9 protein-coding genes are annotated in these 20,196 nt (G+C 43.8%); all 9 read left to right on the plus strand.

Going from position 1 to position 20,196, the window contains the following annotated elements:
• The first annotated feature begins 54 nt into the window (after nt 1–54).
• Genes LJF29_RS12170 through LJF29_RS12210 form a run of 9 tightly spaced genes read left to right on the plus strand, consistent with a single transcriptional unit; the run spans nt 55 to nt 20,192 of the window.
• Nucleotides 55–4,545, plus strand: a complete 4,491-nt coding sequence (locus LJF29_RS12170; protein ID WP_229148747.1) for a non-ribosomal peptide synthetase — start codon at nt 55–57, stop codon at nt 4,543–4,545.
• Nucleotides 4,542–6,047 carry a serine hydrolase domain-containing protein gene (locus LJF29_RS12175; protein WP_229148748.1) on the plus strand — a complete coding sequence of 502 codons (1,506 nt, stop codon included), beginning with the start codon at nt 4,542–4,544 and terminating at the stop codon, nt 6,045–6,047. Before LJF29_RS12170 ends, LJF29_RS12175 begins: the two co-directional genes overlap by 4 nt.
• Nucleotides 6,037–7,020 (plus strand): C39 family peptidase, encoded by a 984-nt coding sequence (locus LJF29_RS12180; protein WP_229148750.1) that lies wholly within the window; start codon nt 6,037–6,039, stop codon nt 7,018–7,020. Before LJF29_RS12175 ends, LJF29_RS12180 begins: the two co-directional genes overlap by 11 nt.
• Entirely contained in the window at nt 7,017–7,718 is a 702-nt protein-coding gene (locus LJF29_RS12185; RefSeq protein ID WP_229148751.1) for a thioesterase II family protein, read from the plus strand. The genes LJF29_RS12180 and LJF29_RS12185 overlap by 4 nt, the downstream gene beginning before the upstream one ends.
• A 1-nt stretch (nt 7,719) precedes the next feature.
• Complete coding sequence (locus LJF29_RS12190; RefSeq protein ID WP_229148753.1) at nt 7,720–8,574, plus strand: 3-hydroxyacyl-CoA dehydrogenase family protein; 855 nt, start codon at nt 7,720–7,722, stop codon at nt 8,572–8,574.
• 14 nt (nt 8,575–8,588) lie between these two features.
• A complete protein-coding gene (locus LJF29_RS12195) occupies nt 8,589–9,650 on the plus strand; it encodes an HAD-IIIC family phosphatase (protein WP_229148754.1) in 1,062 nt (353 codons plus the stop codon).
• A gap of 25 nt (nt 9,651–9,675) precedes the next feature.
• The gene (locus LJF29_RS12200; protein ID WP_229148756.1) at nt 9,676–9,945 is read left to right on the plus strand and encodes an acyl carrier protein; all 270 of its coding nucleotides are present in this window, start codon (nt 9,676–9,678) and stop codon (nt 9,943–9,945) included.
• Entirely contained in the window at nt 9,932–11,074 is a 1,143-nt protein-coding gene (locus tag LJF29_RS12205; RefSeq protein WP_229148757.1) for an acyl-CoA dehydrogenase family protein, read from the plus strand. Before LJF29_RS12200 ends, LJF29_RS12205 begins: the two co-directional genes overlap by 14 nt.
• Before the next feature lie 19 nt (nt 11,075–11,093).
• The gene (locus tag LJF29_RS12210) at nt 11,094–20,192 is read left to right on the plus strand and encodes a non-ribosomal peptide synthetase/type I polyketide synthase (RefSeq protein WP_229148759.1); all 9,099 of its coding nucleotides are present in this window, start codon (nt 11,094–11,096) and stop codon (nt 20,190–20,192) included.
• Nucleotides 20,193–20,196 lie beyond the last annotated feature (4 nt).

Consider the following 20,196-nt stretch of genomic DNA (forward strand, 5'->3'; position numbering starts at 1 on the left):
TTTTGTGTGTTTAAATTGGTGTTATTAAATACTTTTTGTAAAGAGGTGGAATTTTTGGACGGTCACTTTAACTTATTTCCTCTTTCTCATCACCAAAAAAGAATTTTAAATATTGAAAATTTATATCCTGATACAGCTATTAATCATATTGGCGGACTTGTACAAATCAATGGAAAACTTCATCTTGAGACATTACAAAAAGCCATTCAGCTTTGTATCAGTCAGACAGAATCCCTTAGAATAAGGCTCGTGAAGCAGGAAGAATCAGTTCTTCAATACATAGAAAAAAAAGCCCATGTCCATGTGCCGTCTGCCGATTTTACTCAAACCGATCGTCCTTTTGAAAGAATGCTAGATTGGGCGGAAAGGGAATTTAAAATACCATTCTCTTTATATGATAGCGCGCTTGCTCAATTTTATGTATTTCAAACAGATGAAGCGACATGCGGATATTTAATCAAATGCCATCATATTGTTGCTGATGGCTGGTCTATGAAAATTATCATTGATAAGATTAAAAATCTGTACATGCAGCTCACAGCCGGTGAATTGCTTACAGAAGGCGCTGACAATTATTCGATACTCATAGAAAAAGAGAAAAAATACCTTTCTTCATCCCGATATCATAAAGATGCCGCGTTTTGGAAAGATGAATTTTCTCATTTGCCGGACAGCTTCCTCTCAAAAAGTTCTGCACACATTGCCGGAAAACGCAAACGGTTTAAGATGGAGCAGGAGCATTCGAGCGCAGTTTATGAATTTATTCAACAGCAAGGCTCTTCGTTAAACGCTTTGTTTACTGCATCCTTGTTTTGGTATTTAAGCAAAATAACCGGAGAGAATGATTTCATTATAGGGACGCCAGTATTAAACAGATCAGGTAAGAAGGAAAAAAGCACTGCAGGAATGACTGTCAGTACGATGCCGTTCAGAAAGAAAACAGAGCATGAAATATGTTTTTCAGACTTTTTGCAAGAAGTCAATTCCGATTATATGAAATATTTTCTCCATCAACGATATCCCTATGACGAACTGGTGAAGGAACTGCAGCTTTCAAAACAGGGATACGACCAGCTTTTCCAAATTTATATTAATTCATATAACACTGACCTAGCTTCTGATATAAGCGGATGTCATGTCGAATATGATGAATTATATAACGGGTCGCAGCCTTATTCCCTGCAGATCGCCGTTAAAGAATGGGATGAAGGCGGAGCGATCGAATTGCAGTTCGACTACAAGGTATCCGATTACAGCGAATTGGACATTCAGCTATTGAATGACCGTTTACAGCGCTTGATTTTATTAGTTATCGAGAATCCAGAAATGAAATTAAGAAATTTGTCTCTATTAACTGAACAAGAAAAAAGAGACGAAATCGTGAAGTGGAATCAGACACGGGCCGATTATCCGAAAGATCAGACAATCGATCAATTATTTCAAGTGAAAGCCGCACAGCATCCGTTCCATACAGCGATTGAGGATGGAAGCAAACAGGTTTCCTATCAAGAATTGGATAAACGCTCCAACCAGATTGCCCGTTACCTTATACATAAAGGAATAAGCCGCGGTCATTTTGCTGCCGTGAGCATGAAACATTCACCGGATTTGATCGCTGTGTTGCTGGGGATTTTAAAAGCAGGCGGCGCCTATGTGCCGATTGATCCCGAGTATCCAGCCGAACGCATTCAATATATTTTAGAAAACAGTGAAGCGGCGTTTTTTATCACAGATCCGCTTTTTGAGACAGACTGCCGTTTGCCAAGCCGCGTGAAAAAAATCAGCTTTGACTGCGCCATGTTTCATGATTTAGACACGGGACAGTTAGACATCAAGAACGATCCTTCCGACATCGCATATATGATTTATACTTCAGGATCAACAGGGCAGCCGAAAGGCGTGATGATTGAACATCAAAGCCTTGTAAACTACATCATATCAGCCTCTCAGAATTATACTTCTTCCCAAGATGATAGCTTTGCGCTCTACTCATCCATAGCTTTTGATTTAACCGTTACATCCATTTATACCCCATTAGTGACAGGAAATAAAATCATCATTTACAGACAAGAAGATATATCGGAGTTTATACTTCATCGAATCGTAAAGGAAAAGAAAACGGCTGTTATCAAGCTGACGCCAGCGCATTTAGCGTTATTGAAAGATGAAAATTTGTCAGACTCCTCTATAAAAAGAATGATCGTCGGCGGGGAGCAGCTGCCTGTTTCATTAGCACGTCAGGTAACAGAATTATCAGATCACTGCATTGAGATTTTTAATGAATACGGACCGACAGAAGCGACAGTGGGATGTATGATCCACAAATATAATCCAAAACAGGATAAGCAAGCTTCGGTCCCAATCGGGATTCCGCTGCAGAACACTGAACTTTATTTATTAGATGAACAGCTGCAGCCGGTTCTGCCTGGATCCCAAGGCGAACTGTACATATCAGGCGATAATGTCGCCAGGGGCTATTGGAAGCGCCCAAATCTCCAAAAAGAACGTTTTCTGGATAACCCTTTTATAAAGGGCAGAAAAATGTACAAGACAGGCGATCTGGCGAAAAGATCCAGCAGCGGATTGCTTGAATATGCAGGGCGGAAAGATCATCAAATCAAATTAAAAGGCTACCGTATTGAACTGGGAGAAATTGAGTTAGCCCTGCTTTCGCTAGAAGACATAGATGAGGCCGTTGTCATTGATTTTGCTGATTCACAGGGCAGAAAACAACTGGCGGCATATGTTGTCAGCTCAACCAAAACGACAGCGCTGGAGCTCCGGAAAAAGCTTTCTGACAAACTGCCCGTTTTTATGGTTCCGGCCTACTTTATTCATATGGATCGGATTCCGCTTACGCAAAATGGAAAAACAGACAGAGAAGCGCTCCCTGACCCTTTACTGTCTCAAGAGCAAACGTACTGCAGTTTAGACGAAAAGCAGAAAGCCGCAGAGGCGGTTCTTCTGGAAACCGCGAAAGAGATTCTCGGCCAGACTGATATTCGCCCGGAAGATCATTTTTATCAACTTGGCGGAGATTCCATTAAGGCCATTCAATTTGTTTCAAAAATGAAAGAAAAAGGGCTTTTTATAAGGACCCAGGATATTTTGACATATCCCGTATTCAGAGAGCTTGTCAGTGTCGTGACGAGTAAACAAGCTCCCTCCATTCCGCAGCAAAAAGCTGAAGGCAGGGTCATGGACACACCGATAACAAAATGGTTTTGGTCCTTGAATTTAAAGTGCGAGCATTTCTGGCATCAATCGGTCATGCTCACTGCTAAAAAAGAGATCAGCCTGGAAAATGTAAAGGCGATTCTGTCTGTTTTGATCAGCCATCACGATGCTTTAAGAATGACTGTTGAAAAAGAATCAATGACCTTGGTTTATCACAATGAAGATATTGAGCCTCATATCGAATATGGGGATGTATCGAGTCTTCCTGAGGGGGAGCAAACCAAGCAAATAGCAGTGATCGGACAGAAAATGAGAGAAAAGACGGACTTATACAACGATGTGCTTTTTAAAACAGGTGTAATCAAAGCGAAAGAAAAAACGCATCTGTTATTTACAGCGCACCACCTGATTGCGGACGGAGTATCATGGCAAATTTTGATTGATGATTTTCTTTCTCTTTTACATTCAATGAACAAGCAGGAAGGGAAGGGACTGCCTTTAAAGACACATTCTTACCAGGAATTCTCAGCTTCGATAAATGAGTATGCCGATTCCCATGAGGCGGAAGAAGAATACAGCTACTGGGCAGAAAAAGTGAGGAAGATTGAGCCGCTCTACGGGCTCCATGCTGAGGGTTCGAAAGTAAAAGACAGCAAAAAACTGAAACGGGTTTTGAGCCGTCAATTGACTCAAAAACTGCTGAGTGAAGCAAATGAGGCGTATCAAACACAAACGAATGATTTGCTGCTCACTGCGTTAATCCGTGCTTGCCGTCAATGTACTGGCAAAGACGTTATTTCTTTAGAATTAGAAGGCCACGGAAGAGAGCCGCTGAAGGAACACTTAGACTTTTCGAGAACGTTCGGGTGGTTTACAGCCATGTATCCTGCCGTGTTTCAGACTGAGGCCGATCTGCCGGCCCAAATCCGTTCGGTGAAAGAAAACATACGGAGCATCCCTAATAAAGGTATCGGCTACGGCGCCCTCACCTACTTGAGTAAGCGAATGCCGGACCATATAAAACCCGAGCTGCGCTTTAATTATTTAGGGGAAGTTGACCGTTTTTTAGCGGATAAACCTGAATACAGCATGACTTATTTAAATTCAGGAGCCGAGTCATCACCTGAAAATGATCTGACAGCCAGCCTAGATTTAACAGCGGGAATTTATGACAGACAGCTTACGGTGGATTTAAGCTGCAGCGGCCTTTATCAAACAGAAGACATGGAACAGCTTCTAGATGAATTTTCTGTACAGCTGACGGAGCTAGCTGAACATTGTTGTAAGCAAGAGTCTGTCGAATATACGCCATCAGATTTTGAGACTGCCTCATTATCTATGGAAGAATTGGATTCCTTGTTCAAATGATGAGAAATGTATGGCTGGTTTTATGTCTTTGTATTCTGTCAGTTCAAACGTTGAATGGGGGACAGGCAAGCGCTCAGACGCCAGTTGATAAGCGTATTGACGTCCTGATAGAAAAGCAGATGAAGGAAAGCGGAATACCTGGGATTTCAGTGATTGCTGTAAAAGGTAATGAGGTGGTGTACAAAAAGGGATTCGGTTATGCCGATGAGGAGCATAACCGCCCTGTGACCAGCTCGACATTGTTTGAGATGGGCTCAACCTCTAAGGCGTTTACTGCTCTCGGCGTGCTTAGGCTTGCCCGCTTGGGGACAATCAGTCTGAATGATCCTGTCATCCGGTATGTCAGCGGATTTTATGCAGTTTACAAAGGAAAGAGAGAAGATATCACGATCAGTCAGCTGCTGCATCATACAAGCGGAATCCCATTTTTGTCGATAGCGGATATTAAAGCTGATTCAAGAAAAGACGCCTTGGAGCAAACAGCAAAAGGGTTACAGGGAGTTGAACTTAGTCATAAGCCGGGAACTGCATTTGAATATGCCACAATTAATTATGATGTGCTGGGATATATCATCGAACAGGCATCAGGACAGCCATATGAGCGATATATGGCTGAGCATGTTTTTAAGCAATTAGATATGTCAAACACGTATGCCGGGAGGACCGCTGGTCATGCAGGTGATGTATCAGCAGGTTTTAAAATTGGATTTGTAAAGGCCAGAGCCTATAAGGCGCCTGAGTATAGGGGGAACACGCCTGCCGGATATATTTTCACAAACGGAGAGGATTTATCCAAATGGCTTCAATTTCAACTGAAACACAGTGACGCTGATATAGACCGGCTGATTGAACAGAGTCACCTGCCGGATAAAAGTGTAAAAGCAGACGAGCCGGGCGTATATTACGGTGCGGGATGGTCAGTTTTTGAAAAAAAGGGCAGGGTCAAGGAAGTGTTTCATGCCGGCTCCAATCCTAATTTTTCTTCGTTTATTATCGTCAGCTCCGACGATAATGCGGCTGTAGGTGTTCTGGCCAATATGAACAGTGCGTACCCTGAGAAAATTGCCCGTTCTGTTTTACAAGCGATTTCCGGCCAGAACCAAATAGAGGACGATGCTGTAACTGATCCCTTTCAATTTATTGATAAAGCAGCTGCCAGCATGCTGGGTTTATTCAGTATATTATTTATCGTTCTTCTGTGCCGTATCTATATTTGGCTGAGAAGAGCAAAAGCGAAAAGCCTTCCCGTTCAACAGCGGACAAGGATAAAGGCATTGCTTTGGGGGCTATTACTGGCAGTAGGCATGCTGGTGCCGAAGCTTATTTCTGTTTTTGCCTTTAATGGTTTGCCATGGAGCATGATATTCATCTGGGGCCCTGTTTCTCTTCTATATTTGGCAGCGGTTTACTATATGCTACTATTTGCCTCCTGTATATACGGTTTAACCGCATGCTTATTCAATCAACGTGCCGCAAGAAGGAGTGAAACGCATGAAATGTGAAGCATATATCCCTGGTATTCAGCCGTTTAACGAACTATTTTATCGCAGCTGTTTTTTTAACTGTTATTTTTCCGTCGTTCGCTCGTTTCAGCAAGAGATGTATCCTTATCTTTTAAATGATATTTATTCTTATCAAATGGATGAAGAAGGTTATCCGATAATTGAACGGACAGAAGTCCATGATCCCGAGCATGTCATGAATTTGCAGGGAATTAACGCGGATAAGCAATCAATGAGCGGCAATCTCATAACTGATATAAAACAGGACATTCTTGAAAACAAACCCGTCATCATATGGCTGGACACATACGCCCAGCCTTACAGGCAGGAATATATGTCTAAACATAACCGCAACTGCATGTTGATTTACGGCTTTCATGACGCTGAACAGACCGTTCTTGCCATTGAAAACCGTTATCCGGATAACTTGTCATATGAGACCAGAAACATCTCAAATCATCATCTGGTCAAAGCCTATCAAGCTTATCATGACTATTTTCAGCCGCCTGCCGCTTTTCATTCGTATGCCTCTTTTTCTTATGATCCAGATAAGGACTGCTCAGGGCATAGCATCTTCAAGGATGCTAGTGCCTATTTTGTTCAAAATGTCACCAAGTATCTAGAACGAATGTTATCCGGTTTGACGAGTTTCAGCCGGTTTATCGATCAATTTCATAGCATAAGAGACAGCGAAAAGCTCCTTCACTCATTTAATGAGATTTTAAATATAAAAAAAATTGAGCAATACCGCCTCTCCCTTCTTCCGGCGTTTGACCAGCTTACAGCTGTGACAGCCGGCATTATTAAGGAATGGGAAACGGCGCGGCATCTTGCGGCAAAGCTTTATTTTTCGGGAGGATCATCTTCCGGTTATGAAGACCGGATTAAAGATTCACTGAAAAAAGTGCTGGAGCTTGAAGCAGCACATATTGAATGTTTGAAGGATATTGGTAAAGAGGAGAGGGTCAAATGATCAAATTATTCTGTCTGCCATATGCCGGGAGTTCGAGCACCATCTTTAGCGGATGGAAAAGGTTTCTTGATGCGTCAGTTGAACTGGTGGCCTTGGAGCTTCCCGGACATGGAACAAGAATGTCTGAGCCCTTGCTGAATCATGCAGAATCTGTGGCAGAAGACCTTTTTGAGCAAGCAACATCCCATTTGGGCGATTCCGATTATGCCATTTTTGGACACAGCATGGGATCGTTGCTTGCATATGAGCTACAAAAGAAATTAACCGCTGAAAATAAACAGCCGATCCATATGTTTTTTTCTGGGCGGTTTCCTCCTCATATCCCGGAAAAGAAAGTGCTTCATCAGCTTTCAGATTCCGCTTTAAAACAAGCGATCATTGATATGGGAGGTGTGCCCGAAGAGTTCAACAAAAATGAGCAGGTGCTTGATTTTTTCCTTCCTATTTTAAGAGCTGATTTTCAGCTCCTGGAGACCTACAGGAATACAAGCGTTCAACCTCTCTCCTGCGATATCTCGATTTTTTACGGAAAACGTGATCTGCCGTCTGTGCTGTTTGATTTATCGGAATGGAATCAGTACACCGATCAGACATGCAGTTTTTACGAATTTGAGGGCGACCACTTTTTTATTAATCAAAGGACAGAAGAAGTGACAGCAAAAATCAATCATATTTTGAATCAGACAGGAGTGGTGTGAAATGGATTTCAGAAACGCCGGTGTTATCGGAGGGGGCGTCATGGGGGCCGATATGGCTCTTGATTTGTCTGCGAATGGGTATCATGTGATTTTACTGGATGTCAGCGACGAGAAACTGAAAGCCGCTGAAGAAAATATAAGAAAGACGTTCCGGCTTGTTCAGCTTATGCGAAAAGATAAATTCAGCATGTCACTGGATGATGTGCTTGAGAACATTCAGTTTACGACTGAGCCGAGCAATTTGAAACCTGCTGATATCATCATCGAAAATGTAACGGAAGATTGGAATATCAAACGGCAGGTATATACGCAATTACGTGATATCTGCCATACAGAAACCATCTACCTTGTAAATACAAGCTGCATCTCAATTACGAAGGTAGGTTCACTGATGCATCGCCCGGAAAAGGTGATTGGAGCGCATTTTATGAACCCTGTTCCTTTGAAAGAACTCGTAGAAGTGATTCGGGGTGATGCCACTTCTGATGAGACCGTCGATGCAACCGTACAGTTTTTGAAATCTTTTGACAAAAAACCTGTTGTCGTGAACGATTTTCCTGGGTTTGTATCAAATCGCGTGTTAATGCTGACCATTAATGAAAGCATTTGGACAGTTCAAGATCAGGTGGCGACACCGGCAAATGTTGATAAAATTTTCCGCGGCGGATTCGGGCATAAAATGGGACCGCTTGCGACTGCGGATTTAATTGGTCTTGATACGATCCTTAACTCCCTGCTGGTTCTGTATGAAAGCTACAAAGATTCAAAATTCAGGCCATGTCCGCTGCTTGTGAAAATGGTGGATGCAGGAAAGCTGGGAAGAAAGTCAGGCCAGGGATTTTTCCAATACAGTTAAAGGAGGAACGCCCATTGAAAAAGGGAGTTAAGTGTGTTGTCTGGGATTTAGATCATACCTTATGGGATGGGATTCTGCTTGAATCCGATGATGTAAAGCTGAAGGACGGTATAAAAGAAATTTTGACCGAGCTTGATGAACGCGGCATACTGCTGTCTATTGCAAGCAGAAATGACGAAGCGTCTGTTATGGAGAAATTAAAGGAATTCGGAATAGACCATTTCTTTTTATATCCGGAAATCGGCTGGAATGCAAAGTCGTCTTCTTTGGAAAAGATTAGCCAAAATCTCAATATCCATAAGGATACGCTGCTTTTTATTGACGACCAAGTGTTTGAAAGAGAGGAAGTGCAAAATGCCCATCCGGACATTTCGTGCTGGGATGCTGCCCACTATAAGGATCTCATCAACGATCCTCTCCTGAAGCCGGCATTTATAACAGAGGATGCAAAAAGGCGCCGACAGATGTATGTGGAGGATGATCACAGAAGAGAGGCAGAAGAGCAGTTTGAAGGACCATCCGAGCAATTTCTTGCCAGTCTGAATATGAAGTTTACAATCAGCTATGCGCAAGAAAGCGACCTGCAGCGGGCTGAAGAGCTTACGGTGCGTACGAATCAGCTGAATGCAAGCGGAAAAACATACGATTATGAGGAATTGGATTATTTTCGAAAGTCGAATTCTCATATGCTTTTAGTCTGCGAGCTTGAGGATAAGTACGGCTCGTATGGCAAAATCGGACTCTCTTTAATCGAAAATAAAGAGGATGAATGGCACATTAAACTTCTTTTAATGTCATGCCGGGTCATGTCTCGCGGCGTCGGTACGATTTTGCTCACAGCCATCTTAAATGAAGCGAAAGAGCAAAGCAAAAAACTGTTTGCAGATTTTAAACAAACAGATCGGAACAGAGTGATGTATATCACATATAAGTTTGCCAATTTCAAAGAGCATACAAAGGGTCCAGACGGCTTCATCTTATTTGAAAATGACCTGAGCCAGATTCAGCCATATCCTGCATATGTTGAGGTCAAAACTGAATTCAGCCAATCGCCTGTTGCGGAAAGCAGCAATTAATCTAAATAGCGGGGAGAGCAAATTAATGAATCTTCATGAACAAATAAGAGAATATATTGAACAAAATCTGGTAGTTTTTGATGATGAAATCGAGTTATCAAATGATGACCACATCTTTGAAATGGGGTTTGTGAATTCTTTATTTGCGATGAAGCTTGTGACATTTCTGGAGCAAAATTTTAGATTTCAGCTTGATAACGAAGATTTAGATATTGCGAACTTCAGCACTGTAAATCGGATCGTCAGTCTGATTGAAAAGAAACAGTCGGGAGCAGTAGCAAATGAAAACAGCTGAGAAAAAAGCCGACATCATTCAAGAATTCCGGGTTTACTGTAACGAAAAAATCAGACCGTTTGCGGGAGAATTTGATGAGAAGGAGTGCATCCCGGAAGAATTGATAAAAGATTTAGGGAGCAAATCTTATTTTGCCGCGGGTATTCCGGAAACCTATCACGGTTTGGGATTGAACCCAATTGAGTACGGTTTGTTTACTGAACAAGCAGGTAAAGCGTGCTGTAATATTCGAACCCTGCTGACTGTGAATTCGTTAGTCGGTGAATCTCTGCTGCGGTACGGCACAGAACGCCAAAAAGAAGAATGGCTTGTCCCAATCGGAAAAGGAGAGAAGATCGGAGCGTTTGCATTGTCTGAACCGAACATTGGTTCAGACGCGAACCACATTGAAACATCGTATACAAAAAGCGGCAGCCGCTATATCATCCACGGCAGAAAAAAATGGATTTCCTTTGGTGCCATTGCTGACTTTTTTCTCGTTATCGCCCGTGATGGAGAAGAAGTGACCGCCTTTATTGTAGACAGCCGTCAGAGCGGAGTAACGGTAAAAAAAATGGAAGGCATGATGGCCAATAGAGCTTCTTATCTTGCAGAAATAGAGTTTGACGGCGTCGAGGTTTCTGATGAACAAATATTAGGACCAGCCGGAGGCGGTTTTAATTATATCGTTAACTTGGCTTTGGATCACGGGAGATACAGTGTTGCATGGGCCGGCTTGGCGATTGCACAGGAAGCCGTTGATTCGTTAGTCACGTACTCGCGAAAGAGAAGCCAATTCGGAGAGAAGCTCTACAAACATCAAATGATTAAAGGCATGATCGGTGATGCTGTAACGCAGTTGCATGCAGCACGCGCTTTATGTATGAAAGCCGGCGAAATGAGGATGAAACAAGATCCAGAGGCCGTGACGGAAACGTCTATCGCAAAATATTTCACTTCAAAGATCGCTGTTGACGTTACCAACTCGAACGTGCAGATCCACGGGGGAAGAGGCTTCAGCAAAGACCATTCAGCCGCCCGGCTGTACAGAGAAGCCAAAGTATTGGAGATCATTGAAGGAACATCTCAAATTCAACAGCAGGTGATCGCGAATTATGGATTGAGACGATATTTTGTTAAACATATATAGGCGGGATGGAGAGGATTCTGTGAGTGAGCAAATGAAAAAAATAGATAAAAAAAATATAGCCAACATACTCGGGCTGACAGCCATTCAGGAAGGGATGCTTTTTCACCATTTAATGGAGCCGGAAGGAAACGCCTATTTTGAACAAATGCTCATAAAAATGGAAAGCGAACCGGAGCATACTCTTTTTGAAAAGGCATGGCAGCAAACGGTTCAGCAAAATGAAATGCTTCGGACGGTGTTCAGATGGAAGGAAACATCGAAGCCGATTCAAATTGTATTAAAGCATCATAAAATAGATATTCGGTACCAGAACCTCCTATTCAAGCAAGGTATTTCCCAAGAGAAGCTGAAGGAGGAGCTTGCGGCGCATGACCGAAAAGAGCCGTTTCAGCTTCAAGAAGTGCCATTCCGCGTCACGCTGTATCAAACAGGAGAGGATTCCAGTTGGATGATGATCAGCTTTCATCATATCTTGATGGATGGCTGGAGCATGGGAATTGTCCTCAAAGAGTGGCTGGAAGCATATCAAGCGTTATCAAAGGGACAGTCACCTGTTATTTCGCAAAAACCATCCTATCAAGCTTTTGTGAAATGGCAGCAGGCACAGCAGCATAAAACGAAAGACAGCCAGGCAGCATTTTGGAAAGAATTATTGAAAGGCTGGGAGCCCGTGCAACTGTTGCCGAATACAGAAAGGCCGGGCAACCGAAACGCCATGTTTTCCAAACACGAGATCAAGCTCCCGGCTTCAGAAGGAAAGGCTCTGCGGGCATTTGCTTCTGAACAGCAAGTTACGCTTGCTTCAATTATATACACTGTATGGGGATTGCTTCTGATGAAGTATTCTAATCAAGAAGAAGTGGTCTTCGGGACAACTGTTTCAGGAAGAAATGCTGATGTGCCGGGGATTCAACAGATGACAGGACTGTTTATCAACACGCTCCCGCTGCGTCTTCGCTTTATGCCTCAATCCACACCTTTAGATGTGATTCAGCTGGCACATGAACAGACTGCTAGGAGAAGTGAATATGAGCATACGCCACTGTCTGATTTAAAAACATATGCGGGGCTGACTGCTGAACAATCATTGTTCGACTCGATTGTTGTAATTGAAAACTATCCGCTTGATCAAATGCTTAAGTCACGCGACCATCCTCTGACAATCGAACAATATGATATGTTCGAACAGACTGAGTTTGATTTGGCATTGAGTGTACAGGCTTTTGATGAACATATTCATTTCTCATTTATATATCATCCCGATGTCATGTCGGCTGCTCAAATGAATAGGCTGGGGCAGCATTTTATCAATCTGTTATGGGAAGTCATTGAGCACCCGGCAGAAAGATCCATCCATCGCCTCAATATGCTTTCAAAAGATGAAATACATTATCAGCTAGAAGAATTTTGTAACTATAAAGGCATGACCGAAAACGACCAACCAACTGTTATAGATTTGTTTGAGCAGCAGGCGGAAAAGACGCCCGACGCTCTGGCTGTGACGTTTCGCTCAGAAGGCCTGACTTATGATCAATTGAATAAAAAAGTGAATCAGCTCGCCCGCTTTTTAGAAAAGCAGGGTGTCAAACCTGCACAAAGAGTCGGTATTATAACAGAACATTCAATTGAAATGGTGATCGCTTGTCTATCTGTTTTAAAAGCAGGCGGCGCTTATGTTCCGATTGATCCCGATTATCCTGCGGAAAGAATTGAATATCTTCTTCAGGACAGCGGAGTAAAACTGCTGTTAACACAAGATATTGAGGGCCTGGTTTACTCGTACGATGGTCTAAAAGTAGATATTACCGACCAAAAGCTTTATCAGGGGAACGACAGCAATCTGGTGAAGCATTACAGCTCGAAGGACATTGCGTATTGTATATATACCTCTGGAACAACAGGCAGGCCAAAAGGGGTGCTTGTTAAGCATCTAGGTCTTGAAAATTATATTTCCTGGGCCGCCGAACAATATGTAAGAGGGGAAAAAAGAGATTTCGCCCTTTATACATCTTTGTCGTTTGATTTAACGGTGACCTCTATCTTTACTCCGCTTGCGACCGGAAACGCAATTATTGTGTATCAGGATAAAAACAAGCAGCTTCTTGTGGAACAGATTTTGAAGGATAATCGCGCCCACGTCATGAAATTGACTCCTTCCCATCTGCATTTCATTTCCGAGCTGCCGTTTCAAAACAGTGTGATGAAATGCCTGATACTGGGGGGAGAGCAATTAGAAACGTCCTTGGCTGCAAAAATTGAAGAAAACTTCAATGGACAAATTGAGATCTTTAATGAATACGGTCCAACGGAAACGGTGGTGGGCTGCATGATTCACCGTTACACCTCTGTTCGGGATAAAGATCTATATGTGCCGATTGGACGTCCTGCCGCACACACCGATATATACATTCTTGATTCAAACTTGAATCTGCTGCCGCAAGGGGCGGAAGGCGAATTATATATCGGTGGAAAAGGAGTAGCAGCAGGCTACTTGGGGCGGGAGGAACTGACCGCTGAGCGCTTTGTGGTACATCCCTTTAAACCGGGTGAAACCTTATATAAAACAGGAGATGCCGCCCGTTTTTTGCCGGATGGAACGATTCAGTTCTTAGGCAGAAACGATGACCAGATCAAGCTTAGGGGGTATCGGATTGAGAGCGGTGAAATTGAGCACTGGCTTTGCCGGTACGGACGGGTAAAAGCGGCATCGGCCGTTGTAAAAAAGGACGCGTCCCAGACACCGTGCCTGGCTGCCTATCTTTTTACTGACGAGACGATTGATGAAAAACAGCTGCGCGCTTTCTTACGCCAGCATTTACCTGAATATATGATTCCATCTCACTTTATTGTGATGAGTGAGATGCCGCTTACAGCAAACGGAAAACTGGATAAAAAAGCATTGCCTGAACTTACAAAAGAGACAGAACGGAAGGCGATTGCGCCATCATCTGCTTCTGAAACAGAAAAGATGGTACTGGAGATTTGGCGGCATGTGCTTGGTAAAGACAGTATCAATATACAGGACAAGTTTTTTGAAATTGGCGGCACTTCTCTGCATCTGATTCAGGTCAATCAGCAGCTTTCTAAGAAAACGGGAAGAAGTATTCCGATGGTTGAGATGTTCCGGCGTCCTACAGTTCAGTCTCTTGCAGATTTTTTGTCAGCTCCTGATGAAAAGCAGCGAGAAAACAAAACACCAATAATATCAAAGAAAAGTGCTCCATCAGATGAAAGCATCGCCATCATCGGCATGGCCGGCCGTTTTCCTGGAGCCGAAAACATAGATGAGTTTTGGCGCAACCTGCAAAACGGCAAGGAATCCATCTCCTTTTTCAGTGATGAAGAACTGCTTGCGGCAGGCATTGATGAACAAACATTTACCAGAACTGATTATGTAAGAGCGAAAGGAATCATTGAAGGCCCCGATTTATTTGATGCATCTTTCTTCGGCTATTCACCGGGACAGGCGGAGGTTATGGACCCGCAAATCCGCCTTCTTCATGAATACGCGTGGAAGACGCTGGAGGATGCAGGCTGTGTTTCTGCTGATTATGAAGGGAAAATTGGTTTGTTTACAGGGACAACTTCAAATTTTCAATGGCTTCAGCATTTCGCAGATTCACTGGATGGCCAGATGTCAGAGCTGTTTGAAATTGGTTCTTTAAATGATACCTATACGATCAGCACAAGGGTTGCTCATAAGCTCAATTTAAAAGGTCCTGCTATCACGCTTCAGACAGCATGCTCAACTTCCTTGGTTGCGCTGCATTTGGCCTGCAAGTCTGTGCTGAATGGAGAATCAGATGTTGCGCTGGCAGGAGGTGTGTCTATTCTTCATCCGGTTACTTCCGGATATATCTACCAAGAGAATATGGTGAAATCGCCGGATGGCCATTGTCGCGCGTTTGATAAAGACGCCAAAGGCACCGTAGGCGGCGATGGCGTCGGATTTGTCGCAGTGAAATCATTGAGCCGCGCTTTAGCCGAGGGGGACCGCATTTATGCGGTGGTAAAAGGATCTGCGGTCAACAATGACGGTGATCAAAAGGTAGGATTCAATGCACCGAGTGTGGAAGGCCAGACACAGGTGATAAGAGATGCGATTGCTGACGCTGGCATTGAGCCGGAAACGATCAGTTATATAGAAACCCACGGGACGGGAACAGCTCTCGGAGACCCAATTGAAATTGAAGCTTTGACTAAAGCATTTCAAACGAATAAGACAGCCTTTTGCCGGATTGGATCGGTAAAAACAAATATAGGCCATCTTGATGCGGCAGCCGGTGCAGCGGGTCTCATCAAAACAGTTCTGTCTCTAAAGCATCATCAACTTGTTCCGAGCCTTCATTTTAAAGAGGCCAATCCGAATATTAATTTTAAAAACAGTCCTTTCCTGGTGAATGACAAGCTCCAAATGTGGGAGAAGGCAAATACCCCAAGACGCGCCGGAGTGAGTTCGTTTGGTATGGGAGGCACCAACGCCCATGTGATTTTGGAAGAAGCGCCTGTCAGTGAACGTGAAGAACATCCGCGTGCATATCAGCTGTTTCCTCTTTCGGCCAAAACGATGAATGCTCTTGAAAAAACAAAAGACCATCTGCTCGAGCAGATGGAAAGGAATCCGGAGCTTAATGCCGCTGACGCCGCTTATACGCTGCAGGCCGGAAGACAGCACTTTGATTATCGGCAAATGTTTGTGGCAAAGGACAGACATGATGTCATCCGTTTGCTTTCTGAGAAGAAGGACAGGGGACTCAGCCGAATGTCACGGATTCAGGAAAAGCAGGATAAAAAATTAATCTTTATGTTTACAGGGCAGGGCAGTCAATATGTCAACATGGGCCGGGATCTGTACAGGGAGGAGCCGTTTTTCAAAGAAACGATGGATCGCTGTTTTCATGAATTTTATGAAACGACCGGAGAAAGGCTTGAAGATTTTCTTTATCCCGATCAGGAGCATGAAGACTCTGCCGTGAAAAAACTTCAAGAGACGAAGTATGCCCAGCCGGCTATTTTTGCGCTGGAATATGCGCTGTCACTTCTGCTTATGAAGTGGGGACTCCGTCCATGGGCAATGATTGGCTACAGCTTCGGTGAACTAACTGCTGCCGCAGTATCCGGAGTATTTACACTAAGTGATGCCATCAAGCTGATCAGCTTACGGGGACATGTGATGCAAGAGGCGCCTGCAGGCACAATGCTGAGTGTGCCACTGCCGGAGGAAGAACTGAAGGCCATTCTGCCTGATCATATTTCATTGGCTGTTGTGAATGACGCTTCCTGCATTGTGTCGGGGCTTGAGCAAGACATTGCTGTATTTGAAGAACAATTGAAAGCCAAAAAAGTGCTTTGCATGAGAGTAAAAGGATCAATAGCTGCTCATTCGCAGGTTATGAAATCCGCTGCTGAACGATTTGGGCAAACGGCTAAGCACATTGCTTACGAAAAGACTGGTATACCTTTCTTTTCGAACTTAACCGGGGATTGGATTGCGGATGAGGAAGCAGCGGATTATGAATATTGGAAGAGGCACATGACTGAGACCGTGCGCTTTGCCGAAGGAATTGCCGTGTTATCGAAGCAGGAAAATGCCATCTTTATCGAAATCGGCCCGGGGCAGGATTTAAGTGTGCTGGTAAAAAGATCGATTAAGGATGAGCTCCGTCAGCATGCTTGCAATGTGCTGAAGAACAGCAAGCAGAGTATGTCGGATGTTCAGTTTTTACTCAGCAGAATCGGAACGATGTGGATGTATGGCGCGGACATTGAGTGGCACAGTCTTCACGAGGGCCGAAATCCTCGGAAGATCTCTATGCCTCACTATCCTTTTGAAAAGGAATCGTATTGGTATAAACGGAGTCATATCGCCGCCCAGAAAGGCAAACAGCATTCAGGGGGCAAGCTTCCGCTTCAGGAGTGGTTCTATCTGCCGCAATGGAAGAAAGAAATCCTGGCAATTTCTCCCGAGATCGAAGCGGTGGAAGAAACTTTGCTAGTTTTTATGGAGGACAGTGATTTTTGCCATAAGCTTATTCGCGATCTCCAATCATCCTATGACTCTTGTGTCATCATTCAAAAAGGGCATCAATACCAGCAGGTTGAAAAAGGCGTTTACACGCTTCGCCCTGATTCAGCGGAAGATTACAGCCGTCTCTTTGAAGCGTTTGAGAAGGATAACATCCGATACAGCCGGATTTTGCATCTCTGGGGGCTTGCGGAGAAGGATGAATCCGCAGACACTTCCGAGTGGATTGAGCAAATGCAAACTTATTCCTATTATTCCCTGCTTTACTTGGGCCAGGCATTGAAAAAGAAAGGAACAGAGCAGGAAATTTCAATCTTTGCACTATCATCTCTTACGTATCAGCTTGGCGGAGAAGATACGCTGTATCCAGAGAAAGCCATACATCTAGGGCCTAGTATGGTCATATCTCAGGAAACACCGTTCCTTCGCTATAGAGTGATTGATATAGACAGTCAGAAAGAGGGATCCTGGAAACAAGACAAGCTGCTCGAGCTCATCAAATCAGAGCTGATGACAGAGTCTGGGAATCTCTTAACGGTTTACAGAAATAACAAGAGATACACCCGGAATTTTATTCGAACAGCCGTGCCTTCTGAATCATCAGGGGGACACCTTCGTCCCGGCGGCGTATACCTGCTGATTGGCGGGCTGGGTTTTATCGGTTTAAATGCAGCAAAAACGATTGCTGAGAAAACCCAAGGAAAACTCATTTTGACGAGCCGTTCAGGCCTTCCGCCACGGAGTGAATGGGAGTCCTTGATTAGCACGTATGCTGAGGATGATCCAACGGTTAAAAAAATAAAGTCGGTATATGAGATAGAAGAAGCAGGTGCAGAAGTGACCGTGGCTGCTGTGGATGCAAGCTGTGAAGCCGATATGACTGAATTGGTTCAAATGGCCGAGCGTAAGTATGGTTCGATCCATGGTGTCATCTATGCGGCTGGTGTAACGGGCGAACGGTCATTCAGGATGATGGAACAAACGGATAAAAGTTTCTCAAATGCTCATTTTCAAGCAAAAATGACGGGTGTTGCAGTTTTGGAAAAAGCTCTGGCACATCGTCCGCTTGATTTCTGTTTTTTGATTTCATCTTTATCGCCGATATTGGGAGGACTTGGATTTACCGCCTATACTGCAGTGAACCAGTTTGTCGATGCCTTTGTATATGATCATAATTCACGGCATCCGGTTCAGTGGACAGCTCTAAATTTGGACGGCTGGGAATTTGAAGACGGCAAAAAGCCGGATATACCTATTGGAGGGGATTTAGAGAATACGCTGATCCGCGCACAAGAAGGTCGAGAGGTCTTCGAAAGAATTTTCACGTTTGAGCACACGGATCAGATTGTGGTGTCTGCCACGGATCTGCAGGAAAGGATACGAAAATATGTAAATCGTCTGCAGCAGCCTAACGGTGAAGAGCAAGAGGACGTTTCGCTGTACGGCCGGCCAGAACTTACCGCTGAATATGCTGAGCCGGTGACTGATATCGAGAAAAAACTTCTTGTTCATTGGCAGTCGTTTTTCAAGATTGATCAAATCGGCATAGACGATGATTTCTTTGAAATGGGCGGGGATTCGTTAAAAGCGATTACTTTCATTTCTGTTATTCATCAAGCGTTTCATGTGGAAATTGCACTGCCGGATTTCTTTAAGATTCCGACGATTAGGCAAATGGCCGATTTTATCAGCCGAGCCGAAAAGAAAATGTACAAAAAGATAGAAAAAGCTGCAAAACGGGGTTATTATTCCCTGTCCTCAGCGCAAAAGCGGCTTTATCTAGTTCAGCAGTTTGATAAAACAAGTACTGGCTACAATGAGTTCACAGCGGGCCGGATTGCAGGAAAGCTTGAGATGAAAAAGCTTGAGCATGCATTCAGGCAATTGATCTTGCGGCACGAGAGTTTAAGAACATCCTTTGAAGCGGTAGACGGCGTTCCAATGCAGTGCATAGCTGAGCATGCGGAATTCCATGCAGACTTTTTTGACTTATCACATACGGCAGATGAGGAAGTGCGGAAGCAAAAAGAACAAGAAGTCATCAGCGGCTTCTTAAAGCCGTTCCAGCTTGATCAGGCTCCGCTTATGAGAGCGGGGGTTATTAAGAATAACGATAATGAATATATTCTGATGCTTGATATGCACCATATTATTTCTGACGGTTTATCTCAGGATATCTTAGTCAGCGAGTTTATGGATCTGTATGACGGTAAGGAGCTTGCGCCGCTGGAGCTGCAGTATAAAGATTTCTCAGAATGGCAGAATCAGATGCTTCAGTCTGATGATTTGAATGAAGTGAAAACATATTGGCTGAAGCGGCTTGACGGTTTTCGTGAGCTTCAGCTGCCGGCTGATTATCAAAGACCTGATGTTAAAAGCTTTGCAGGCGCCCATTACCGATTTCATATCAGCGGAGAAGAGCTTGAGGCGTTTAAAGCGATAATGGCTGATGAAGACGCCACGCTGTTTATGGGACTTTTAGCAATCTATCAAGTCCTGCTGCACAAGCTCACCGGACAGTCTGACATTGTGGTAGGAGTTCCTGTTGCAGGGAGAAGGCAGGAGGAACTGCAGCGGATCATCGGTATATTTGTAAATATGCTCCCGCTTCGGTTTTATCCCGAAAAAGAAATGACGTTCACTCAATTCCTGCAACATGTCAAGCAGCTGGTCATTGATGATTTTGACCATCAGGATTATCAGTATGAACATATGGTTCAAGACTTGAAGTTAGATAGGAAGCTAAACCGGAATCACATTTTTGATACCGTTTTTGCCCTCCAGAATTTAAGTCAGCCTGCTTTAGAGGTAGATGGGATCACATTGACCGATTATGAGTATGAAACAGCGGTCTCTCGCTTTGACTTGCTGTGGATCGCATCAGAAGACAAAAACGGTTTATCTTCTGTCATTGAATACAGCACCGAACTGTTTACAAGAGAAACCATCGAAAGCATTGCGAAAGGGATTAAAGAGGTGCTGTCAGCCGTAAGCGCGTGTAAGCAAACCGCTCTCAGAGATATAGAACTGGCTTCAGGCATCAATGATTTAGAAGAAGTATCGTTGCTGGAACTAGACGATCTGAAAATCTAGCAGA

This window comes from Bacillus sp. LBG-1-113 (genome assembly GCF_020708615.1).
In the GTDB taxonomy this organism is placed as follows: Bacteria; Bacillota; Bacilli; order Bacillales; family Bacillaceae; genus Bacillus; species Bacillus mojavensis.